At 38.5% G+C, this 22,077-nt stretch carries 24 protein-coding genes and 1 pseudogene; 8 read left to right on the top strand and 17 right to left on the bottom strand.

The annotated features are described in order from the left end of the window. Positions 1-6: 6 nt before the first annotated feature. The 11 genes from ureC to AC3CH7_RS15990 all read right to left on the bottom strand — a co-directional run bounded on the left by ureC (position 7) and on the right by AC3CH7_RS15990 (position 9,807). The gene (gene ureC / locus AC3CH7_RS16040; RefSeq protein ID WP_488381492.1) at positions 7-1,722 is read right to left on the bottom strand and encodes an urease subunit alpha; all 1,716 of its coding nucleotides are present in this window, start codon (positions 1,720-1,722) and stop codon (positions 7-9) included. Then, on the bottom strand, positions 1,719-2,087 hold the full coding sequence (locus AC3CH7_RS16035) for an urease subunit beta (RefSeq protein ID WP_012294326.1): 369 nt from the start codon (positions 2,085-2,087) through the stop codon (positions 1,719-1,721). Before AC3CH7_RS16035 ends, ureC begins: the two co-directional genes overlap by 4 nt. Before the next feature lie 14 nt (positions 2,088-2,101). Next, complete coding sequence (gene ureA, locus AC3CH7_RS16030) at positions 2,102-2,404, bottom strand: urease subunit gamma (RefSeq protein ID WP_099805177.1); 303 nt, start codon at positions 2,402-2,404, stop codon at positions 2,102-2,104. Positions 2,405-2,871: 467 nt separating this feature from the next. Next, on the bottom strand, positions 2,872-4,116 hold the full coding sequence (locus tag AC3CH7_RS16025) for a methyl-accepting chemotaxis protein (RefSeq protein WP_031419862.1): 1,245 nt from the start codon (positions 4,114-4,116) through the stop codon (positions 2,872-2,874). A 158-nt stretch (positions 4,117-4,274) separates the two neighbouring features. Beyond that, positions 4,275-5,696 (bottom strand): aspartate ammonia-lyase, encoded by a 1,422-nt coding sequence (gene aspA, locus AC3CH7_RS16020; RefSeq protein WP_012294323.1) that lies wholly within the window; start codon positions 5,694-5,696, stop codon positions 4,275-4,277. Between the two features lie 284 nt (positions 5,697-5,980). After that, complete coding sequence (locus AC3CH7_RS16015; RefSeq protein WP_012294322.1) at positions 5,981-6,610, bottom strand: NAD(P)-dependent oxidoreductase; 630 nt, start codon at positions 6,608-6,610, stop codon at positions 5,981-5,983. Positions 6,611-6,681: 71 nt separating this feature from the next. Next, the gene (locus AC3CH7_RS16010) at positions 6,682-7,095 is read right to left on the bottom strand and encodes an Rrf2 family transcriptional regulator (RefSeq protein WP_012294321.1); all 414 of its coding nucleotides are present in this window, start codon (positions 7,093-7,095) and stop codon (positions 6,682-6,684) included. Positions 7,096-7,209: 114 nt separating this feature from the next. After that, positions 7,210-7,416: a hypothetical protein gene (locus AC3CH7_RS16005; RefSeq protein ID WP_031419865.1), complete on the bottom strand. Its 207-nt coding sequence runs from the start codon at positions 7,414-7,416 to the stop codon at positions 7,210-7,212. 44 nt (positions 7,417-7,460) lie between these two features. Beyond that, on the bottom strand, positions 7,461-7,649 hold the full coding sequence (locus AC3CH7_RS16000; RefSeq protein WP_012294319.1) for a hypothetical protein: 189 nt from the start codon (positions 7,647-7,649) through the stop codon (positions 7,461-7,463). 178 nt (positions 7,650-7,827) lie between these two features. Then, complete coding sequence (locus tag AC3CH7_RS15995) at positions 7,828-8,805, bottom strand: thymidylate synthase (protein ID WP_012294318.1); 978 nt, start codon at positions 8,803-8,805, stop codon at positions 7,828-7,830. 78 nt (positions 8,806-8,883) lie between these two features. Beyond that, entirely contained in the window at positions 8,884-9,807 is a 924-nt protein-coding gene (locus tag AC3CH7_RS15990) for a hypothetical protein (protein ID WP_031419867.1), read from the bottom strand. A 189-nt stretch (positions 9,808-9,996) separates the two neighbouring features. Between AC3CH7_RS15990 and AC3CH7_RS15985 the strand changes: the two genes are divergently transcribed. The 3 genes from AC3CH7_RS15985 (at position 9,997) to AC3CH7_RS15975 (ending at position 13,211) form a co-directional block, all read left to right on the top strand. Further along, positions 9,997-12,195 carry a sensor histidine kinase gene (locus tag AC3CH7_RS15985; protein ID WP_488381493.1) on the top strand — a complete coding sequence of 733 codons (2,199 nt, stop codon included), beginning with the start codon at positions 9,997-9,999 and terminating at the stop codon, positions 12,193-12,195. Next, positions 12,173-12,796: a response regulator transcription factor gene (locus AC3CH7_RS15980; RefSeq protein ID WP_230591387.1), complete on the top strand. Its 624-nt coding sequence runs from the start codon at positions 12,173-12,175 to the stop codon at positions 12,794-12,796. Before AC3CH7_RS15985 ends, AC3CH7_RS15980 begins: the two co-directional genes overlap by 23 nt. Positions 12,797-13,010: 214 nt before the next feature. Then, entirely contained in the window at positions 13,011-13,211 is a 201-nt protein-coding gene (locus AC3CH7_RS15975) for a cold-shock protein (RefSeq protein ID WP_012294314.1), read from the top strand. Between the two features lie 61 nt (positions 13,212-13,272). On the opposite strand, the gene AC3CH7_RS15970 is transcribed toward AC3CH7_RS15975, so the two are convergent. Both AC3CH7_RS15970 and ccsB read right to left on the bottom strand, forming a co-directional pair. Further along, a complete protein-coding gene (locus AC3CH7_RS15970) occupies positions 13,273-13,653 on the bottom strand; it encodes a hypothetical protein (protein WP_080695248.1) in 381 nt (126 codons plus the stop codon). A 152-nt stretch (positions 13,654-13,805) separates the two neighbouring features. Then, positions 13,806-14,975 carry a c-type cytochrome biogenesis protein CcsB gene (gene ccsB, locus AC3CH7_RS15965; RefSeq protein WP_031419871.1) on the bottom strand — a complete coding sequence of 390 codons (1,170 nt, stop codon included), beginning with the start codon at positions 14,973-14,975 and terminating at the stop codon, positions 13,806-13,808. A 903-nt stretch (positions 14,976-15,878) separates the two neighbouring features. Here ccsB and AC3CH7_RS15960 point away from each other — a divergent pair. Both AC3CH7_RS15960 and AC3CH7_RS15955 read left to right on the top strand, forming a co-directional pair. Further along, entirely contained in the window at positions 15,879-16,616 is a 738-nt protein-coding gene (locus AC3CH7_RS15960; protein ID WP_036161554.1) for a class I SAM-dependent methyltransferase, read from the top strand. Between the two features lie 301 nt (positions 16,617-16,917). Next, positions 16,918-17,091 (top strand): annotated as a pseudogene (locus AC3CH7_RS15955) (transposase); the annotation flags it as partial. A gap of 141 nt (positions 17,092-17,232) precedes the next feature. On the opposite strand, the gene AC3CH7_RS15950 reads toward AC3CH7_RS15955, so the two are convergent. From AC3CH7_RS15950 to AC3CH7_RS15940, 3 genes are read right to left on the bottom strand one after another with little or no spacing between them, the layout of a single operon-like run. Continuing rightward, the gene (locus AC3CH7_RS15950; RefSeq protein WP_036168127.1) at positions 17,233-17,661 is read right to left on the bottom strand and encodes a GNAT family N-acetyltransferase; all 429 of its coding nucleotides are present in this window, start codon (positions 17,659-17,661) and stop codon (positions 17,233-17,235) included. After that, positions 17,658-18,146 (bottom strand): GNAT family N-acetyltransferase, encoded by a 489-nt coding sequence (locus AC3CH7_RS15945; protein WP_036168123.1) that lies wholly within the window; start codon positions 18,144-18,146, stop codon positions 17,658-17,660. The genes AC3CH7_RS15950 and AC3CH7_RS15945 overlap by 4 nt, the downstream gene beginning before the upstream one ends. Continuing rightward, the gene (locus AC3CH7_RS15940; RefSeq protein WP_241740542.1) at positions 18,146-18,736 is read right to left on the bottom strand and encodes an SMI1/KNR4 family protein; all 591 of its coding nucleotides are present in this window, start codon (positions 18,734-18,736) and stop codon (positions 18,146-18,148) included. The genes AC3CH7_RS15945 and AC3CH7_RS15940 overlap by 1 nt, the downstream gene beginning before the upstream one ends. Before the next feature lie 173 nt (positions 18,737-18,909). On the opposite strand from AC3CH7_RS15940, the gene AC3CH7_RS15935 reads away from it, so the two are divergent. Beyond that, positions 18,910-19,464: a GNAT family N-acetyltransferase gene (locus AC3CH7_RS15935; protein WP_031419701.1), complete on the top strand. Its 555-nt coding sequence runs from the start codon at positions 18,910-18,912 to the stop codon at positions 19,462-19,464. 167 nt (positions 19,465-19,631) lie between these two features. On the opposite strand, the gene AC3CH7_RS15930 is transcribed toward AC3CH7_RS15935, so the two are convergent. Next, positions 19,632-20,189 carry a histidine phosphatase family protein gene (locus AC3CH7_RS15930; RefSeq protein WP_099805180.1) on the bottom strand — a complete coding sequence of 186 codons (558 nt, stop codon included), beginning with the start codon at positions 20,187-20,189 and terminating at the stop codon, positions 19,632-19,634. A gap of 1,019 nt (positions 20,190-21,208) precedes the next feature. On the opposite strand from AC3CH7_RS15930, the gene AC3CH7_RS15925 reads away from it, so the two are divergent. Beyond that, positions 21,209-21,379: an aspartyl-phosphate phosphatase Spo0E family protein gene (locus AC3CH7_RS15925; protein WP_025117185.1), complete on the top strand. Its 171-nt coding sequence runs from the start codon at positions 21,209-21,211 to the stop codon at positions 21,377-21,379. A 165-nt stretch (positions 21,380-21,544) separates the two neighbouring features. After that, positions 21,545-22,015: a hypothetical protein gene (locus tag AC3CH7_RS15920; protein WP_036161549.1), complete on the top strand. Its 471-nt coding sequence runs from the start codon at positions 21,545-21,547 to the stop codon at positions 22,013-22,015. Positions 22,016-22,077 lie beyond the last annotated feature (62 nt).

Below are 22,077 nucleotides of genomic sequence, written 5' to 3'. Positions count from 1 at the left end.
AATTGCTTAGAATAAGAAATATCGTTGAGCCATCGGTAGTACATCCACTGGCTCGCATGTTGCTAATTCTCCATCAATTTTTACTTCATAGGTTTCTGGATTCACATCTATTTCTGGCGTCTCACTATTTAGATTCATGTCAGATTTGCGAATATTTCGGCAATTCGAAACCGTCCCAATCATTCTTTTCAAGCCTAATTTTTCTGGCAAACCTTCTTCGACAGCTATTTTTGGTAAAAATGTCATGCCACAATTTTGAGGACCCTGTCCATAGAAGCCATAAGTCTGACGGCCTTTCATTGGCTGTGGTGTTGGAATGGATGCATTTGGATCTCCCGTAATCCCATAGACGGCAATACCAGCCTTGATGACCACTTCTGCCTTTACGCCAAAGAATGCTGGGTCCCATAAAACGATATCGGCTAATTTTCCTTCTTCCAATGAACCTACTTCATGGCTAATACCATGTGCAATTGCTGGGTTAATATTTAGCTTCGCCATATAGCGCTTGACACGGTAATTATCATGCTCCTTGCCCTCATCCTGTGGTAAAGGTCCACGTTGCTTTTTCATTTTGTCTGCTGTCTGGAACGTCCTAATCGTCACCTCTCCCACACGGCCCATCGCCTGTGAATCCGAAGACATAATGCTCAGGATTCCTAAGTCCTGCATAATATCTTCTGCAGCAATCGTTTCAGGACGAATACGTGAATCTGCGAATGCGACATCTTCTGGCACATCATGCTTCAAGTGATGGCACACCATCAGCATATCTAAATGCTCATCAATCGTGTTCGTTGTAAATGGTTTCGTAGGGTTCGTCGAAGCTGGCAAAATATTTGGTAAAGATGCCATTACTAGCTGGTCTGGCGCGTGTCCACCACCAGCACCTTCCGTATGGAAAATATGAATAACACGGCCACCGATGGCATTGATTGTATCTTCTACAAATCCTGCTTCATTTAATGTATCGGAGTGCAGGGCTACTTGAATATCGTATTCATCTGCAACAGTTAAGCTTTGGTCTAGTGCAGAAGGTGTTGCCCCCCAGTCCTCATGAATTTTCAAACCAATGGCACCTGCACGAACTTGCTCGATAATTGGTGCTGGGTCTGAGGCACTGCCTTTTCCAAGTAGTCCAACATTGATTGGAAAGCCTTCCATGGCCTGTAACATGCGATGTAGATGCCATTCACCTGCAGTTAAGCTTGTCGCCTTTGAACCTGCTGCTGGTCCTGTTCCGCCGCCAATAAAAGTAGTTGTTCCTGCTAATAGGGCCGTCTCTACTTGATCGGGACTGATGAAATGGATATGGGTATCAATAGCACCTGCTGTAGCTATAAGCCCTTCACCTGCATATACCTCTGTCCCTACGCCGATAATCATGTCCTGATCGACACCATCCATACTATTCGGATTGCCAGCTTTGCCGATGCCAATAATTCGACCATCTTTAATACCGATATCAGCCTTCACAATACCCGTATAATCAATGATGACGACGTTTGTGATGACGGTATCTAGCACACCTTCATTGCGTGTATTTTTACCGTTTTGCCCCATCGAAACACGCAATGATTTACCACCACCAAAGACACCTTCATCTCCATAGGATGTATAGTCCTTCTCAATTTCGACCCACAAATCCGTATCGGCTAAACGCAATTTGTCGCCAACTGTAGGACCGAACATTTTCTCGTAAGCTTCATGTGTTACCTTCATTTTTCTTCCGCTCCTTTAAAGCCGCCTTCAATTGCCTTGTCTAAAATTTCATCTTTATGATGGGTAGACCCTTCTGTTAGCTTATTTAAGCCAAAGACATGCTGCTTACCACCAAATTCGACAAGCTCTACTTCTTTTTCTTCCCCAGGTTCAAAGCGAACGGCCGTCCCCGATGGAATATTTAAATGCATACCGATTGCATCTTCTCGATTAAATTCTAGAAATCTATTGACTTCGATAAAATGAAAATGTGAACCTACTTGAATCGGGCGATCTCCTGTATTGGCTACTAGTACCTTTTTGGTTGCCCTGCCTACATTGATTTCAATTACACCCTTCTTTGGTCGGATTTCTCCAGGAATCATTTACCCACACTCCTTTACTGAATTGGACGGTGAACTGTGACCAGTTTCGTACCATCTGGGAAGGTACATTCCACCTGTACATCTGAAATCATGTCACCGACACCCTCCATTACGTCCTCTGCTGACAGAACATGCTTTGCCTCACTCATTAGCTGTGCAACAGTTTTTCCATCTCTAGCACCCTCCATTATAAAACTACTAATAAGAGCAACTGCTTCTGGATAATTTAACTTTAAGCCGCGAGCTTTTCTTTTCAGCGCAAGTTCTCCTGCTACATGGAGGAGTAGTTTTTCTTGTTCTACTGGTGATAGCTTCAAATTAATCTCTCTCTTTCCTATATTCAGAATTATCTTTCAATAACAATTTTCGAAGCATACTTCCTTTCAATTGCATGTGCTTTTTAATAACCATTTAGTTTTTTAGCATATAATTGTTGTCTTACAAATTATGATTTCGCAAGGGATATGCGAAGAGAAATAGAAATGACTTGTTGACCCGGCAAACGCGGGTTGCAATAGTTGAAGTGAGTAATAGAGGTAACAGCTAGTCCATTATAAAAAACTACATTAAAAAATTCAACATTTTTATTTATCTGTGAATTTACAAGTTTTATAAATAACTCACAAAAAAAGAGGCTTATTTTACAGAAAATCGGTCAACTGTAAATAAGCCTCTTATCATGTTGAGTAAAGTGAAAATAAAATTATACTAAAAAAATTGTAATTTTATGTTATTAGGGTTATTATTTCAGGGCTATAAACCCTTGAAATTTTTCACTTATATCTTATACCCCAAACTTATTTGTTAATTTTTGTAAATCATCAGCTTGTATGCTTAAATCCTGTGTGACGTGATTGACAGCTTGCATAGACGCAGTTTGCTCATCCATTGATTGCAAAACAGCCTCTGTATAATTCGATAATCTGCCCATTCCATCCGCAATCGTTATGACGGTTGATGCCACCTCATTAGCGCTACTAGCAAGCTGTTCAGCTGTTGCGGAAATGTCTTCAAGCTGGTTATTCATTCGACTTACATGCTGAGAGATTGTCCCAAATGATTTTGTCGCCTCATCAATGACATAAACACCTTGCTGAACATTTTTCAAATCCTCGTCCACAGAGGAAGCGACTTGTTTTGTATCATGTTCAATACCTACGACTAAGTCAACGATTTGCGTAGCAGATTGCTTCGATTGCTCAGCTAATTGGCGCACCTCTTCGGCCACTACTGCAAAGCCTTTACCATGTTCTCCCGCCCTTGCTGCTTCAATGGCAGCATTTAAAGCTAATAAATTCGTTTGATCTGTAATCGCTGTAATCATATCAGTCATCGATTTAATATCTGACATTTTAGTGGACAGCTGCTGCATAAGACCACTAGTTATCTCTGTTGACGATGAAATATATTGCATCTGTTCTTTCGCTACATGTAAAATGCTTACCCCGTTTCCAGCAACCTCATTCGCCTCTTTGGCATGACTAAAAACATCCTGTGTAGCTACCGTAATTCGTTCAATTCCATCAACAGTTTCTTGCATAGCTTGGGCACTATCACTAGCGGATTGTGCAGCTTGCTTCAAGCCATCCGATGTTTTCTCTATCTGTTGGTCTACTTCTTCCACAGCTAGCGTAATTTCATTTGTACTTGCTGATAATTCTTCAATACTCGTCGATAAATCTGTAGAGCTATTCGCAATTTTTTGCGTCATTGTTCGTAATTGATTTTTCATGTCTAAAAAAGATTGTGCTAGCTGAGAGATTTCACCTTTGTCATGTACCTCAATGACAACTGTATCTAATTTGCCAGTAGTAATCCCTTGTGCAGCCTCCGTCAGCTGTTTGATGGGCTGTATCACTTTAAAATGGACATAGACCGTGTACGAAAGTGTAAGGACAATTCCTAAAATGGTTAAAACAGTTGCAAGCCATTCTAATGTTGTTACATTGGCCAAATCTAAAAATAAAATAATAATCATTAACACATTTAAAGCTGAAAAGCCAAGTAAACTCTTATTTCGTAAACTCATAACAAATTCCTCCAACTAAAATATTACTTCCATACCATTATTATAGTTGAATAATCCTAAAAACATAAGAAAAAGCCCCCTTTTCATAAGAATAAAGGTCTAAATCTCCATAAAAAAGACCGTAGACAGCCACGAAGGCATATCTACAGTCCTTACCATTATTTTAAATTCATGATGCTAGAGCCAGCGATTCCTGGGTGTGTCATTTCATATGGGTCTAAAATTAGGTCTAGCTGTTCATTTGTTAAGACACCCGCTTCAATACAAAGTTCACGGATTGAACGACCTGTTAGAATCGCTTCACGCGCAAGACGAGCAGCAACTTCATAGCCAATATGAGGGTTCACAGCAGTTAGTACCCCTACACTTTTCTCTACATATTCTTTCATACGTTCTTCATTTGCTTCGATATCTTTTAAGCAGTTTTCTGTAAACGCACGGAAGACATTATTCATAATGCTGATAGATTGGATAAGGTTAAATACTAAAACAGGCTCCATAACATTTAACTCTAATTGACCAGCTTCAGAAGCTAATGAAATTGTATGGTCGTTACCAATTACTTGGAAAGCCACTTGGTTCAGTACTTCTGGCATCACAGGGTTCACTTTACCCGGCATGATAGAAGAACCTGGTTGACGAGCTGGTAAAAGGATTTCCCCTAATCCGGCACGTGGACCAGAAGCCATTAAGCGTAAGTCATTAGCAATTTTCGACATATTAATCATACAAATTTTCAACGCACCCGATACTTCTGTATAAGCATCTGTATTTTGTGTAGCATCAACTAAATGTGTCGCACCTTTTAATGGTAAACCAGAGATTTCTGCAAGGTGCTCATCGACAGATTTAATATAATCTGGGAAGGCATTTAAACCTGTTCCTACAGCAGTAGCGCCCATATTTACATCATATAAGTTTGGACGTGTTTGACGTATACGTACAATATCACGGTTGATGACACGGCAATAAGCTTCGAACTCTTGTCCTAAGCGAATTGGCACAGCGTCCTGTAAATGCGTACGTCCCATTTTAATGACATGTGCAAATTGCTCTGCTTTTTGATGGAAAACAGATTGCATATAATCCATCGTTTCTAATAATTCATCTATTAAATTTAACACAGCGATATGAATAGCTGTTGGGAAAGCATCGTTTGTTGATTGTGACATATTGACATGACTGTTTGGACTTACTGTATGATAGTCACCCTTTTCTTTTCCTAAAATTTCCAGGGCGCGGTTGGCGATGACTTCGTTGGCATTCATATTGATGGATGTTCCTGCTCCACCTTGGATTGGGTCTACAAGGAATTCTGCATCCCATTTGCCATCAATTACTTCTTGTGCTGCTTCGACAATTGCCTCACCAATTTCTTTTGATAATAGGTGTACTTCCATATTACTTAAAGCAGCTGCTTTCTTCACAATCCCCATCGCTTTAATAAGTGAAGAGTGAATTGTGTAGCCTGTAATCGGGAAGTTTTCCGTTGCACGTAATGTTTGAATTCCGTAATAAGCCTCTGCTGGTAATACGCGCTCACCTAAAAAATCTTTTTCTATACGTTGTGTTGACATCATTGTCGTCTCCTTTTATGTAATACTCACACTTGATAGTAGCTAATAAAAGTCGTATTGTAAACAGTCATTTTTCTGTAAACGAAAAAAATCCTTCAAAAAAGCAAAGAAATCGCTAAAAACCGAGCACATTTTAATAATGCGCTAGCATTATTAGCCGATTACCAAAATAATTAGGCAACTGTTTGAGATCGTATTACAACAGCTACTGTCTCGTTCAGCAATTATGCAAAAAAACCAATAGAATAACCGACTAGGTCCATTCTATTGGTTTGTTCCTTCTTCTATTATTTATTCGATGTGACAGTAAAACGGCTATTTTGATGTTGAGGATTTTCAAGCTCATCCAATACTGCCACTGCATAATCTGCGTAGCTTACATAACTTTCACCAGCTTCATTTACTAATAAATGATCTACCCCTGCTGTATAGTGACCTGTACGTGGACCTTCTGGATCAAAAAATGCAGACGGACTTAAAAATGTCCAATGGATAGCAGATTGTTGTAGATCCTGTAGGTTTTGTCCTTGATTTTGCGCAGTTGCTAGGTACAAAGCTGGGAAATCTGGTGTTTCCATCACACGAATTTGTTTTTCAGGGTCTACAAAAAGGCTGCCTGCCCCTCCGACAACAAATAATCTTGTATCAATGCCTTTAAAAATTTCGATTAAATGACGACCAGCTTTCACATGTAAATCCTCCTGACCTGCTGGTGCGCCAAACGCATTCACCACTACATCGAAGCCTTTCATTTCTTCTTGCGTTAAATGAAACACGTCTTTTTCAATTACGGGGATAGCTGTTGTTACTTTTGCTGCAGAACGAACGATGGCTGTTACTTCATGACCACGTTGCACCGCTTCCTCTACTATTTTTTGTCCTGCTTTACCTGTTGCACCAATGACAGCAATTTTCATTGTATGTTCCTCCTTAAATTATAGTTGTAACTATTTTAGTTACAGGTTAGATACAGAAAGACCATCTTCGCTTAAGTACGAAGCTGATCTAGCACATCCTGCAAAGTTTGTGCGTGTAGCTGTGCTTCCATTGCCTGCCAAATAGATGTATACACATCTTCCAAAGTATGTTGGATTTCTCGTCCCACTGCACACGCTGGATTTGGCTCATCATGAATTGCAAAAAGCTGTTCTGGCCCATTGATTGCTTGATAAATTGCTAAAAGTGTTAAATTCTTTGGCTCCACTAAAAGCTCGTACCCTGCAACCCCGGAATGTGATAAAAGTAATCCTGCCTTTTTCAGAACACCAATCATTCGTCTTACGACCACTGGATTTGTATTTACACTCCCAGCGATAAAGTCCGATGTAAGTAAGCTTTTATCAGATGTTGTAGCAATTAGCGAAAGAATATGGATCGCCACCGAAAATCGACTGTTCACCATATGTATCACCACCTGTTGTAACCATTATAGTTACAGGTAAGTAAAAAAGCAAGCACTTTGTTTTTCACTACCTGTCTTTATTTTTACGTTTCTTCATGTCATTATACATACAACTTAGATTTTATTTACATATATCACTAGCTCCTGTCGTATTTGCCCATTGTCCTCATAAAAATCTAAATTATGAAATTCATATTTAAAATGACCTACCGGAAAAGTCACACTTTCTCCCTGTACAGCCGCAAGTATACCTGCCACATCGTGTGAAACCATGTGTAATAATTCATCGCCCGTGACTGAATCTAGAAAGATTACGTTCATAAAAAACACCTCCACAGCTATTATAGCTTAGAAGGCGCTTACATTTATAGTCTTTCTTTATAGCCTTTCATACGAATTTCTTCAATCACTTGCATCATGTCGAAAAGTTGTTGCCGGGATAAATGGGAAGTGTGAGCGTCCTGCGCCTTTTGCTCGGAAACCATTTTTCGTTCTAGATGATTAGACTGTTGGGGATTATCTTCCACTTGAAGTACTGTTGTTTTCTTCACCATTTCACCTCTACCATAAATTTGACCGACATTCCATTTCAAATCATGCTAACAATCCCACAATTACTATAATCAAGTTCCTAGCAATCAGTCATCCAACTGCTAGCCTATTTAGTAAAACATATATTTTGACCTACTTATTGAGCCTAAAAAACAGCAGCCAAACTGGCTGCTGCTTATGTTAGACCGCAATCGGCGCTTTAATAGCGGGATGTGGGTCATAGCCCTCGATTGATAAATCCTCAAGCTCGATATCAAAAATCGAAGTTTTATTTGGATTGATGTGTAATGTCGGTAGGTCCTTTGGCTCCCTAGCAAGCTGTTCTTTTACTTGTTCTACATGGTTCGCATAAATATGAGCATCCCCAATGCTATGAATAAATTCACCCACCTCTAATCCACACTCATGTGCAATTAAATGAGTTAACAATGCGTAAGAAGCTATATTAAAAGGACAGCCTAATAAAGTGTCTAAGCTTCTTTGCATAAGCTGACAGCTTAATTTGCCATTAGATACATAAAATTGGAACATAACATGACATGGTGGCAATGCGGCTTTACTGCCCTTCGCACCTGCATTGATTACATCCTCAGGGTTCCACGCATTGACAATAATCCGACGTGAATCTGGATTATGCTTTATTTGATGAATGACATCCTGTAACTGGTCGATGCTTTCCCCAGTAGAAGTTGACCAATGACGCCATTGCTTGCCATAGACATTACCAAGCTCTCCATATTTTTGAGCAAAATCATCATCGGCTAAAACACGCTCACAAAAAGAGGCTAACTCTTGTTGGTACATGGTATTAAATGCGTCATCGACTAAACAACGTCGACCAAAATCGGTCATATCCGGGCCAGTATAATCATCTGATTCCACCCATCTTTTAAATGCCCATTCATCCCAAATATGATTATTATGTTGCAATAGATAACGGATATTCGTATCCCCTTTAATGAACCATAACAATTCGCTCGCGACAAGCTTAAAAGGTACGCGCTTTGTCGTTAAAAGTGGAAACCCTTTGCTTAAATCAAAACGCATTTGATAACCAAAGACGCTATATGTCCCCGTACCAGTTCGATCCTCTTTTTTCGTGCCATTTTCTAATATATGTTGTAGTAAATTTAAGTACGCCATTTCTGGATGCGTCATTTTTCTTCAACAGCTCCTTCCAGTTTGCTGTTGACCATTATACCATTTCATCCCGGATTTTCGTATGAAGAAATTATTTCATTGTAAGCCTGAATGAGAGGAAGAGTTCTTCAGCTCTCTCGAAATCTCATTCTCTGTCGTGACAAAAAAGGTAGGAAGCAAAATAATATTTAATAAAACAGGGCCTACAATCACTAATAAATCGATGCCTGGACTAAAATATAGACCGAATGCTGTAATCAGCCCCGAAAAAACAAGGAATACAATTTGCGCAACAATAATCATGATTGGCAATGATTGATACATGTAATTTAGCTTACGGAACTGATGTAAATTGGCTGGATTGTCGATGACTTTCCTTTTTAACCGTCTCGATAAAATAAAACAAGCAAGCAATTGAACCACCATAAAACTAAAATAAATGACCGCATAAAGGATAAATGGACGTTTCTGTATCGTACCATCAAAATGACCGACTCTTTGGTTTAATAAATCATTAACGGCTCCTTCATACACATATTGACGTTCACTTAAAAAAGGAAAAGGCTCCATAAAACCGAGTGCTGCCCAATCCTTCGTATTCACCGTCCAATTCGATAATTTACTCGCTAAAATTTTCAATTGAATTGGATCTTGCTCGCCAAACATTCCTACCAAAATACTATAAGGAATGGCTACTTTTAGCTGTCCATCTTGTTTTTCTTGAAATAGATCCTGAATGTAAAAGGTATAGGATACATCTGATTTATTGGTATCGTAACGAGCCTCTTCAATTTCCCAATGGCTGGCTAGGGATGCTTGAATGCCATTTCTCATCTCCGTATATGGGATATCTTTATGTAATCTCTTTGGAATTTTATAAACAAAATGGTTATCACTACCGATTAGACAAATTTCAACTTCCACTTTATCTTCATTAACCATCTTAGCCTTCGTGGTCAATGGGCTCGTAATCAACGCAATCAAGAAAAAAAGAATCAGTGTTAAAACGCCTTTTTTCACGTAAAAGTCCCCCTTTTCGTCATAATTATTAAATTTACACTATCATAGCCATGTCCGAAAAAACTATTTCGTCATTCCGAAAACGCAATAGTGGTTTTCCGAAAGCCTATATTTCGGTATTCCAAATTTATCAATAATTAGCGATAATATATAGGAGTTTATTATCATCTAACAAACAGAGGTTTCATAATGAAAAAATGGACATATGGTATTTTTCTTACCTATTTAATGCTCGGCACCTACGTATTAGCAATTGCCATAAAAACACCTTTTATTAGTCTCACCCTTGATACGACAAGCGGGCAAGCAGCTATTATGGATAGCTACTATTCTTCCTGGGCTTCTCAACAAAATATTGAACAGGGTGATATTGTTCTAGCCATTGATGGGCAACCTTCCTGGGAAAATCGCTCTGTGCAATTATTCTCACTGATTAGAAGTGCCAAACAACTAACTATCCAAAAGTCTGATGGGACGATTCAAACAATTGATGTGAGGCATATAGATATGCCAGAAGAATTATATTTGCAAATTCTATTCCCGATTTTCTATTTTCTTCTCGCTTTCGGTGTAGCTATTTATTTATGGCGACGCAACAAGGATAACCCTCCAACATTTTTATTGACGTTATTTTTATTAACCTGCTCCTTGGCTTATATTAGTACAGGGGCATCAGCAAGGGGCAATCTCATTGGCCAAGTAGTTATTGGTATAGGTATTATTTTATGCATGGTGCTTTTCATTCATTTTTTACAGCACCTTTTCCATTATCTTCAAATTCAATGGACTTATATGGACAGCAAGTGGCTGTATTTTTCACCATTCATCATCCCTGGTTGTTACTTATTGGAAGGCTTAAAACCGTCATTCCGAGAGATTACCCCTCTCCTGAACTTAGGTATATTCGCCATCCTTGTGCTATATGCTATTTATATTTTATTAACGAGTTATTTGCGCACAAAATTGGCTAAAATTCGGTTGATTGCCATTGCCTTTATCATTCCGTTTTTACCATTTCTGATGTTTTTCGTGACACCTGAAATTTTAGGGCATAAGCCGTTATTACACGCTGACATAGCCTCGTTATTTTTATTATTTATACCTTTTTCATTTCTGTTCATCCAAGTGAACGAACGATTATTTGATATTGAATACCAATTATCTCGATTACGTTATTATTCGACTCTGGCGTTTTTCAGTGCTCTCCTACTGACGACAGGTATTGCTCTTTTGTTTATGGGACAATTATCCATAGTGCATGTTACAAGTATTTTTTTACTAGTTTTCATGGTGATGATGGCTAGTTTTTATATAAAGGAACGTATTGATTTTAAGTATCGAAAAATTATTTTTTCTTCTACTGGAAATTATGTACATAATTTATATGCCGCCGTTCAACGTATGGGGAAGGCTAAAAATCAACAAGATTTACTGGAGCGCTTTAAGTATGAAATCACCGAAAAGCTAGGCACGACAGCCTTCAACATAAGCATAGTCACAGAAGATACACCTGCTCCCCTGCCCGAAACCCACTATACTCAATTGCTGCTACATGATGCAGGTGACGAAAAAATAGTGTTAGAAATTAAGCATGCGCTACAAAAGGAAGAACTGCTGTGGCTCGAGCTACTTGCACTATATGTTTCAATGTCTATTAATAATTTACAGCAAATTGAAGATTTAGTACTTGAAGTTCAACAAATGAAAAATACGAGTGATACACCCCTTCCTTGGCTTGATAAACTATTATGGAATATCATTGAGAAGGAAAAGAGTATTTTAGCACAGGAACTACATGATACGGTTTTGCAGGAGCAGCTACATTTAGCAAGAGAACTCGATGTCCTCGCTGGCACCCCTATAATTCAAAGGGAAACCATTTTGGATATTCGTGAACAGCTCCTGAATGCCACAAAGGATTTACGGGAATATTGTGAGAATTTAAGCCCGCCCCTATTGGATACCTTTGGCTTACAAATGGCCTTAAAAAAATTAATTCAAAAGGTAAAAATACGAGCCAATTTTTTAGTAAGCTCTCAAATTGAACGAGTAGAATTTAAGGATGTCACACTCCATCTAGTCGTCTATCGCCTAGTACAGGAGCTATTAAATAATGCGATTAAACATGCCAATGCCACAGAAGTGTCTTTAATCCTTCAAGCGATACCTCAAGGCTTTATTCTTCAATATGATGATAACGGTGTAGGCTGTAATATAGAGGATTTAATTCAGTCTTCCGCTTCTATGGGCATCAATGGAATTCGTGAGCGTGTCCGTGCCTTTAATGGGGACATTACCATCCAATCTAGCCATAATGAAGGAATGCATATTTTTATTCAAATACAAGAGGACGGGGATTCATATGATGAACATACTTATTATAGATGACCATCCTGTCGTTTTAGATGGTACAAAAACATTGTTACAGGATTTAGTCAATGTCCAGATTGAAACCGAACAGGATAGTACAGCAGTTATACGAAGAATGGATACAGAAGCCTTTCAGTTATTTCTCATTGATATTAATATGAAACCCATCAACGGTATCCAACTTGCCGAAATGATTAAGAAAAAACAACCAGATGCCCTCATTATTTTATATACAGGCTACGAGCTTTCTGATTATTATGAGCTATTAATTGAGAAAAAGATCGACGGTTTATTATCAAAGCTGGCAACCAAAGAGCAAGTCATTCAAACCATTCAAGCTGCCCTTCGTGGTGAAATTTTACTGGCAGCAGACTTCTTAGACTTTGTCCAGCAACGCTCTAACTTGCCGAATAGCCGCCAGGAAGTATTGCTCAGTGATAAAGAACAGGAGATTTTACAGCTCGTGGCTCAAGGCTGTACAAATAAAGCCATTGCATCTGCCATCGGTGTTACCCAAAGAACCGTTGAGAATTATTTGTCCAAGCTATTCGTTAAATTAAACGTTGAATCTCGTGCGGAGGCAGTGATTGTTGCAAAGGAAAAGGCATGGATTGACTAATGCTAGAAGATCGTTTCATTACTAATAGATTACAATTGTAAATTTTTTCTTACTAAAAACGGAATTTACTGGATATACAAACAATTCTGTACTATAATAAAACTAATAATTACATTACTTCATTGCTACGATTAAAAACGAGTATTCAAAGGGAATACGCTTTTTATATGTATTGAAGAAATTGATTGTTGAATTTTTTGGGGAGGGTGTTTACATGACACAAGGGACAGTAAAATGGTTTAACGCAGAAAAAGGTTTTGGCTTCATCGCAGTGGAAGGTGGCAATGATGTATTCGTACATTTCTCAGCTATCCAAACAGATGGCTTCAAAACTTTAGAAGAGGGCCAAAAAGTTGAATTCGGCGTAGAAGAAGGCAACCGTGGACCTCAAGCAACGAATGTAGTGAAACTATAATATTCACCTCACATAGACGAGCAAATGAAAAGAGACATCCTTAAATTGGATGTCTCTTTTTTCATGTTCTCGCAGTAAGACTTATGATGGCAATATACAACGGGTATCCCCCAAGCATGACCAACAGGATAAGTCCTTGCACTGGGACTGGCATATCTCCTCGATGGGAAATAGGAAACAGATAGGCAAAAATCATTGTGAACATCACAGTATACGGGAACCATAAAATCATTGTTGCATAAACCCATCGACGATGCCCAAGCCATGTAACTGAGAGCCTATACATAAATATCGTCGCTACAATAAGCCCCACTAATTGAACAATAAGAAGGAAAAGATCCAACTTATCCCCTGCCCAGCCCGTAAGTCGTAGTAGTCGATAATAATTGAGTTGTAAGGCCATAGATAGAAAGAAAATCAAACCATACAGCAGACTAACCATATTCAATTTTAGAAAAAAGGACACCTTCATCGCAATTTTCCTTTCATAAGTATGGCTTAGCTTGAATACTTCGAAGCACGCCATCTATCTGAATGAGTGGCTCCCTCATTTATTTAGGAGCGGGGTCCTGTTGCAAATAAGAAAAGGAGTTCCTACGCATAAGAATGCAAGCCTGCAATCACTAGATTAACAAACACTTGGTTAAACACGATGATACCGAAGCCAATAATGGCAAGCCATGCTGTTTTCTCTCCTTCCCAGCCTTTGGATAAACGGAAATGAAGAAAGGCTGCGTAAAATAAAAAAGTAATCAATGCCCAAACTTCTTTAGGGTCCCATCCCCAGTAACGACTCCAAGCTATTTGTGCCCAAATCATGGCAAACAACAGTCCACCTAATGCGAATAACGGGAAGCCTATGACAACTGCTCGATAGGAGATTTCATCCATTAATTGTGGCTGTACGCGACTTGTCCATGGCTTTAATATGGCACTCACCGATTTTCTTGTGACCAGACGAATGGCAGCATAGAGGACCGTACCAATCATAAATGCCCAGACAATTGAATTGAACTTTTTAGCATCTATTTTATTTGTCATTTGGATGAATCCAACCGCATCACCAGTTTCTGTGACCGCTCCTTTATTCACAATCAAGGGTTTCATGGAATAGATTACTTTTTCTGACTGACCTTGAGCATTTTCGAATTGTACCTGTACGTCATCCGCTGCAAGGCTGAAAAAAGTCGAAATGCCGATAAATCCAATTACGACAACCAAGCAATACAAGACGAATTCTAACGAATATGTACTGATGGATTTTTTGGAAACATCCAATGTTTTTAATAAAAATATTAATCCAGTGGCAAAGGACACCGATAAAATAGCACTGGAAAAAGCGACGGTCATCACATGTATAGTTAACCAGTGACTTTGTAAAGACGGAACGAGTGGTGACACTTCTTTTGCGAAAACGCTTCCATAGCCAAGAATGATTAAGGACACAGGAATTGTAAATAAGCCCACAACAAGTTGCTTGTATAAAAAATGGATGATGAGATAACTCCCTGTAAGCATGATGCCAAAGAACGTCATAAATTCGTACATATTGCTGACGGGTGCATGTTCTACAGCTACCCATCTCACCACAAAATAAACGAGCTGTAGGACAAAGGCAACAGAGGTAAGGAGTATACCAAACTGACCAAACATCTTCCCCTTCGATTTGACAGCAAGTCCTAATGGCACAATGGCAATCAGTAATAGGATGAAGGCAAAAAATAAGGCATTACTACTAATGGCTAATAAGGTTTCTTGATTCAACGGAATCCCTCCAACGTCTTTTAATACGGAATTTGCTTCCAAATAATAAGAACGCTTCGGATGACAGGAAGTGCCATAATTTCCTTTTAATTTTTTTTATTTTTAAGAATTGTTACATTTTTATGACGAAACAAATCATAAGATATTTGACAAGGTCTTGTTTATCTGAAGAAACGGCCATATTCTAACCATAAAAGACATTCATCCTTCCATGAAAAATAGCAACAGGCACAATGGATTGACCTCATTCACGAATTATTGAAAGTAAGCAACAAAAAAGCGGCTATCCACACTGCTGGCATAGGATGGGCTTATCTAGTTCAGCTATAGGGGCAGTAAATAAACAGGTACGTTACCTCGACAGTCAATTTCTTCTAGTAAAGCGCGGAGGCTGAACCAATGGTGAACCCTATTAGGTATAACAAAACGAGTTGAAAAAGAGTGATGATGAAAAGAAGTATGATGCGTAAAGTATTAGGAGGTTTAACAAAAAGGATATGAAAATACTGGATAGGAGCCATAATTATATAGGCTTTATGAAGGAAAACATTGTAAAAAAAACAGGTCGCTGGGTGAAATTCTTTTAAACATGAATCACCGATAGACATGGGGATCATCATGGTAGCACCAAGTAACGCTCTACCATGCTCCAGGAAAGTTAGAAAATAATACACCAAAGACGTGAGGCTATATAGAAAACTTTGTGATGAGTAGAACCCACTAGCTTTCTTCCGAAAAAATAATTGTTAATAATTGGAACTAAAACACGATTTAATAATGGCATGCCTCTATCTACATCTTACAAAAAATTGTATTATAAGTCTATTTCTTTTTCATTTCCCATGGGAAAATAATAGTGCGCACAAATGACATAACGTTATGTTTCACAAGCTGGAGGTTAAAATGAAACAAAATATTTATGACAATCCTGAATTTTTCAATCAATACAAGGCATTACGTCAAAGACCAACTAATTATAATCGTCTTTTAGAGCAACCTACCATGAAGTCTTTACTGCCACCTTTAACGAATTTACAAGTACTCGATATTGGCTGTGGCATGGGAGAATTCGCCCAATACTGTATCCAACACCACGCCAAGCATGTGACTGCTTTGGACGTATCAAGCAATATGCTATCCATCGCTCAGTCAGAAAATGCACATCCACAAATTGATTATAAACTACAAGCTATTGAGGATTATGAAGCATCCGCCAATCGTTTTGATTGTATCACAAGCTCACTTTCGCTTCATTATGTTGAAAATTTTGAGGCAGTCATTGGTCAAATAGCCCGAATGCTACGTCCAGACGGCGTTTTTATTTTCTCAGTGGAGCACCCGATTGCTACCGCTCGTCGAACGACGGAGGATAATTGGATGTATGATGAACAAGGTAAACAGCTACATTATGCAATGGATCACTACCAAGAGGAAGGCATAAGACAGCAAACATGGCTGGTGGAGGGAGTGGTCAAATATCATCGCACGATTGCTACCATCATCAATACATTAATTGATCATGGCTTATCAATTGACAAAATTGTTGAACCTCATCCAAGCGATGAAGCTATTCAACAGCTACCTTCTATTGAAAAGGAGCTTCGCCGACCATCCTTTTTATTCGTAAAAGCAAAAAAATAAATGCAAGCCTCACCCTACTACTGTGGTGAGGCTACAGACTGTTGAAAAACTCAAAAAATTTGAGAGTTTGCTTACAGTCTTTTTTCTTTTACAATGAAATAAAGTAAAGCCGTTGATTTCCACTACGGGCGGACGCTTTCCGCGGGCGGGGTCGAGCTGCTTCCCTCGCTTCGCTCAGTCCAGGATCTCGACTTTCCCGCTTTTCCCGCAGGAGTCGCCGCCCTTCGTTCCAATCAACTTCTACATAAAGTACTTACTTTTATCTATATAGGGTGTTGAAAAGTAAATTTTTGAGGTGATAATTTATGCCAAGCGCAAAGAAACGATTGAGCGTGTCTTTGCGGATGCAAAAGAAAAGCATGGTATGCGATGGACAACCTTAAGAGGTCTAAAAAAATGGTCCATGCAGACGATGCTTCATTTTGCTGCCATGAATTTAAAGAAACTAGCTACTTGGACGTGGCAGACAGCTTAAGAGAGCATCTATGCTCGAAGAGTATGTTGGATACAGCAATGATTTACCAAATATTGAAAATGAAAGAGATAGAAAAATAACAAAAGCCATCGAGAATGAACTTCTCGACGGCTTTTGTCTATAGTCTGAAGCCTCACCCTACTACTGTGGTGAGGCTATTTTTACATAAATAATTTCCGGGTCACCGTCATCAAGGTTTTCAATAACGCCGCTTTTGACAAACCCTAACGTCTGAAATACATTTTGCATCGTTGTATTAGACTGATTCGTAGAGGAAAAAACCTTCAACGTTGTGGACGTTTTTACATAAGCATTAATTAATGCAGAGGCTATACCTTTTCTTCGCTCTGATGGCTTAACCATGACCAAGGAAATGAAATCATAGCCAAAAAAGTCCTGAGTAAAAATTAAGAATCCTGTAATATCATCAGCAAAATGGTGAAGCAGACAACGTTTCTCCTCGATCGCTTGCTGAATTTCATCACTTCTGGATGAATTCCCAATCACCTCATGATCGATTGCACATAGTGCCTCCAAATGCTCCAACCTTGCCACTTTTATATCGCTCAAATCTCCACACCCTCCATATAATAACTCATGACCTTAAGCTCTTCGCCAAAGCCAATCGCCTGTTTACCCTCATCTACAAACCCACATTTTGCATAGAGTGCTTGTGCCGCTACATTTGGAATATTAACGCCTAGTACTAGCTCGTTAATGGATGGAAAATGCTGACGAACAAAGGTTGGTAACAATTGTAGAGCTTCCTTAGCATAGCCCTTGCCCTGTTCATGATAATCGGTAGAAAATGAGCGAATTAATAATGCCTGTTCATTCGAGGAATAAGGCCTCACTCCTTCTTTTTCATGTAACACAAAAAAGCTTACTAGCTTATCTCCATCTAAAGCTAAAACAGCATGTCTACTGTCATCCGACTTAGCAAGTTCAATGCTATCCTTTGGTGACTTTGTATAACGAAGCTGCTCTTCTGTAATGGTATATTGCTCTACTAACGATTGAGACTTGTCCTCATAAAGCATTAAAGTCAGAGCCATCAAAACTCCTCCTCGTAGAGAGCTGTAAATTCATAATCCCCCTCAACAAGCTGCTGTAAATATTCATCAAACGAAGAGGCAATGACTTCAAAGCCATCGGGATCATGGACATATCGAACCACTTGCCCTATTTGGCCCCTTTCAGTTGGCGAAAAATCAAGATACAAACTAGATGTTCCTCCATTATTCATGCAATCTGCAAAACATAATCGCTCATTCAACGGTACATGCATATTAATCTTATTATCTATGTCCACATACTCTAAAAAGTCCTGATAACGCTCAAAAATTGTGTCACGCTGATGTTGAAAATCTGCTAGGATTTGTTCAACTGACTTTAAATAATACGGGTATTCTCCCAAATCAGAGCCTAGTACAAGCACACTGATAGTTTCTTTTCCATGCTTGCAATGATAAGTGCCGTTGACATCCTGTAGTAGTTCAATTAAGGATTGCGGACTATGAGGAAATATTTCTAGTAAACTTTCAATTTGTGCATCTGAGGCACCTTGTGCCTTCTGTAATTGTTGTTGCTCCTCCTGCGGTAAAAATTGTAGTAAATTTTTAAAATAGGCTGTATGCACTGCCATTCCTTCCTCTCTTAAAAAATATTCCCCGAAATTGGTAGACATGGTACAATTTAAGCATTCTAATTAAAGGAGTAGTGCCTGTGAGTGCGAAAAATGTAGTAAACGCTAACGTTTTGCTATCAATCTAGGGGTTGTAACAATACTTGCAGCCCTTATTAAAGGGAGAATAATACATGGAACATTATGTAAAAACATTTTTAACGGGTCAATTAATTACTTTACAGCAAATGTCCCCCGCTGATTTAGAATCATTTGTAGCCATTGAAAGTGAAACAAAATCTTTACTCCTAGCCAATGATGAAATTCCCTTTCCCCAAACTATGGAGGACCATTCCACATTCTTCCGTTCTATCAGTGGAAAAAAAGATGAATTCTTCTTTGGTATCTATGAAAAAGAGACTCAGCAATTAATTGGTTCCTGCGGTGTTTTCGCCGTTAACTGGCAAAACAGCACTTGCTCTGTAGGTATTTCAATTGGCCAGCAATGGCAAGGAAAGGGCTATGGCACGGATGCTATGAAAACACTTATTGAATTCATTTTCCAATACATGGCTATCCAAAAAATCAAGCTGCAAGTCTTTAGCTTTAATACGGCAGCTATTCGCTCCTATGAAAAATGCGGCTTTACTAAGGAAGGGCATTTACGAAAAGAAATATTCCGCTTCGGCACCTTCCATGACATATTAGTATTTGGTCTATTACGTTCTGAATGGACACAAATCAAATAGTAGCTGTTCCCCAAGGGAGATACATAAATCTTGTCTTCTTTGGGGTTCTCCTAGATTTAACGAATCGGCATAACACGTTGCCCCACAGACACATTGTTGTTTTGCCCAACTGCCTCAGTAATAGTCCTTTACGTTGGCCCTCTCAAAAAACCTTCACTGGTTGTCTGTCAGCCCTTTTGCCATACACGTTCTACCTCTACTAAAGTTAGCCCACGGAAAGATAATCGATACACATCAGGCATAGACAGCCTTTGCCAAAAATCATAACCATATTGGGCATCAAAGGATTGCATCATCAGCACCATAATATTGCCATGCGTACCAATAACTAAGCTGTCATGGGGGTGAGAAAGAATGATGGATTGTAAGCTCTGTATAGCACGCCTCATTGCCTGCTCATTAGATTCCCCACCTGCCCACGCAAAACTTGGTTCTTGCCAAACTCGTTGTATCGCTTCCTGAAAATCTTCCATCGTTCCATTGGCAAGCCGTCGTTCTTTTAGTGCATCCACTATTTTAATTGGCACATCATGATACTTAGCAATACCCTGTACTGTTTGAATGGCTCTTTTATAAGGGCTCGAATATATCGCATCGATTCGCTGATCGTTCAATAAGGCTGTTACTCGATCCACATCCCTAATCCCTTTTAAGGATAGCGGACGGTGATACTCAACCTCTGAATAATCGGCATGTGCATGTCTCACAAAATATAATTCGGTCATTCCTGTCACCTCTATTCATCATTTGCTGAATCAAGGTAAATGAATCTTCCAAATACGCTCTTGCAATTGTAATGTAAAGGCCTCTATATAACGTTAGCTACCTACATAAATTTCCAGTTGGGCAATCTACCTATCGCTTCAGGAATACTATTCGGTCATAAACCTATATAATACATGTGCTTTGAGCAAATCACCTTCAAGGGATTCATCATAGCACTGCTTTTTTTTGGAAATTTTTTTCGCTATATGTAATGGCATATAATGCATCCATACGGACTCCAGCACTCATTCCTATCATTAACAGCATTTCCTCTGATGAAAATGCCTGCTTTCCATCATTTTAAAAATGGAGGGTAGGCTTCTTTTTTGTTAAAGGAAATCTTCTACATAACTAAAATGAATGGAGGTTGACTGGATATACATAATGGATGGTTCCTGTAAAAGGCTCCTCCTACTAGTGAAATAGAAAAGAAACGACAGAAGCTAGCATTTTCAGCATGCACCTCCCCACCTCATTCCACCTTCTATTATTCCATTAATTTCAAAGATTCTCAATAATTCTCCACACACAATGAAATGTCCCCATTTCTAAACAACATCAAAGCTAATTTGATAAAATGTGACAAGATACGGATAACGCCATGAATTGTTAGAAAATTCAATATCAAATAACAACTTTTTTCATAGTATAAATGGTTTAAGCCCCATCTTTTTCACACTTAATTTTTTCTAAATAAAAACATGAAAATAACCCCAATAACTTCTTATTTAGGGTCATAATACTTAGCTAATATTTAATAAATGGTTTTTTATCAGAAACTATTTTACTATTAGGTAAAAATAGTTTGTTTCTTACTTTGCAGGATGAAGGTCCCTATCTGTGACTAAATTACGAATTTGATTTACGATACACAATATGACATTTTTTTTAATATAAGTGATATACAATGAAAAAGTTGAATCGAGGTCATAGGGAATTAATTTTATGAATAAGGATAAAAAATTAGGAGGAAAATATCTTGGTAAACTTATTACTTAAACAATTCTTGAAGGCGGAAATTGAGATCAAACGTAGAATTATGTATAAAAAAGCAAAGGATCTTGGTTTCACTCACCCGGCTGTAGTAGATTACAGTCAAGAATTGGACGTCCTACTAAATAGATATTTAAAACAAGCACAAGCTTCCTAATCATAACGAGGCATATAATAGAAGAAAGTATAGATATGGGTAAAGCCAGACCTACATTATTCTGGCTGGTTTTATCTTTGCATCATGCTAGCACAACCTCTCTTATGTATAGATCCAAAAAAAGTAGGCGATGTTTTGGATAAGAAGACATTTGGAGGTTGAATAATGCATGTATTCATCTTAACTTTTATGGTTGTTTCCAAAATATTATTGCCACCCCAACATTCAGTAGACCTTACGGCACCCACACTTTGCACACCAACTGAAATAAATACACTATATCAATATCCAAACAACCAATTTCAATCGTTTCGTGATGAGGACGAATTTTATCAGCAACTAAATCGTACAATTTACGAGGAATATCCCCATGCTTCATGGAATATTCGGCAAAAAATAGCCTATAGAGATATAGCGGAGGCGATGGAAAGCTTTTATTTAAAAACCAATAGTAAACAAGAAACAATAGACCTCTCTCAACATACTTTTGTTCATCCCAATCGACAAGTTTATTTTTTAGCATCTTTTCAGCACAATACCGATGAGACCTATCGAAAATTTCTAATCATCGACGCTGAAACACAAACCGTTTTACTTGGTCAATCCCAATTCCAAGAGAGGACCAAGGACCTTTAATTCATTGTATGCATCGCATCTAGATTCTAGTAGTCATTTCAAAAAAATAGAAATTATTTTTT

The sequence above is a fragment of the Lysinibacillus sp. F12 genome, from assembly GCF_057773605.1.
This window is presented reverse-complemented; position numbering and strand designations above follow the sequence as displayed.

What these genes read in the sequence shown, in the direction of transcription:
- AC3CH7_RS15940 (WP_241740542.1), bottom strand. Translation starts at nt 18,736, where the DNA reads ATGGCAGTGCATACAGCCTATTTTAAAAATTTACTACAATTTTTACCG.
- AC3CH7_RS16035 (WP_012294326.1), bottom strand. Translation starts at nt 2,087, where the DNA reads ATGATTCCTGGAGAAATCCGACCAAAGAAGGGTGTAATTGAAATCAAT.
- AC3CH7_RS15985 (WP_488381493.1), top strand. Translation starts at nt 9,997, where the DNA reads ATGAAAAAATGGACATATGGTATTTTTCTTACCTATTTAATGCTCGGC.
- AC3CH7_RS15960 (WP_036161554.1), top strand. Translation starts at nt 15,879, where the DNA reads ATGAAACAAAATATTTATGACAATCCTGAATTTTTCAATCAATACAAG.
- AC3CH7_RS15930 (WP_099805180.1), bottom strand. Translation starts at nt 20,189, where the DNA reads ATGACCGAATTATATTTTGTGAGACATGCACATGCCGATTATTCAGAG.
- AC3CH7_RS16000 (WP_012294319.1), bottom strand. Translation starts at nt 7,649, where the DNA reads ATGGTGAAGAAAACAACAGTACTTCAAGTGGAAGATAATCCCCAACAG.
- AC3CH7_RS15975 (WP_012294314.1), top strand. Translation starts at nt 13,011, where the DNA reads ATGACACAAGGGACAGTAAAATGGTTTAACGCAGAAAAAGGTTTTGGC.
- AC3CH7_RS15970 (WP_080695248.1), bottom strand. Translation starts at nt 13,653, where the DNA reads ATGGTTAGTCTGCTGTATGGTTTGATTTTCTTTCTATCTATGGCCTTA.
- aspA (WP_012294323.1), bottom strand. Translation starts at nt 5,696, where the DNA reads ATGATGTCAACACAACGTATAGAAAAAGATTTTTTAGGTGAGCGCGTA.
- AC3CH7_RS15945 (WP_036168123.1), bottom strand. Translation starts at nt 18,146, where the DNA reads ATGGCTCTGACTTTAATGCTTTATGAGGACAAGTCTCAATCGTTAGTA.
- ureC (WP_488381492.1), bottom strand. Translation starts at nt 1,722, where the DNA reads ATGAAGGTAACACATGAAGCTTACGAGAAAATGTTCGGTCCTACAGTT.
- AC3CH7_RS15920 (WP_036161549.1), top strand. Translation starts at nt 21,545, where the DNA reads ATGCATGTATTCATCTTAACTTTTATGGTTGTTTCCAAAATATTATTG.
- AC3CH7_RS16015 (WP_012294322.1), bottom strand. Translation starts at nt 6,610, where the DNA reads ATGAAAATTGCTGTCATTGGTGCAACAGGTAAAGCAGGACAAAAAATA.
- AC3CH7_RS15995 (WP_012294318.1), bottom strand. Translation starts at nt 8,805, where the DNA reads ATGACGCATCCAGAAATGGCGTACTTAAATTTACTACAACATATATTA.
- AC3CH7_RS15980 (WP_230591387.1), top strand. Translation starts at nt 12,173, where the DNA reads ATGAACATACTTATTATAGATGACCATCCTGTCGTTTTAGATGGTACA.
- AC3CH7_RS16025 (WP_031419862.1), bottom strand. Translation starts at nt 4,116, where the DNA reads ATGAGTTTACGAAATAAGAGTTTACTTGGCTTTTCAGCTTTAAATGTG.
- AC3CH7_RS15935 (WP_031419701.1), top strand. Translation starts at nt 18,910, where the DNA reads ATGGAACATTATGTAAAAACATTTTTAACGGGTCAATTAATTACTTTA.
- AC3CH7_RS16005 (WP_031419865.1), bottom strand. Translation starts at nt 7,416, where the DNA reads ATGAACGTAATCTTTCTAGATTCAGTCACGGGCGATGAATTATTACAC.
- AC3CH7_RS16010 (WP_012294321.1), bottom strand. Translation starts at nt 7,095, where the DNA reads ATGGTGAACAGTCGATTTTCGGTGGCGATCCATATTCTTTCGCTAATT.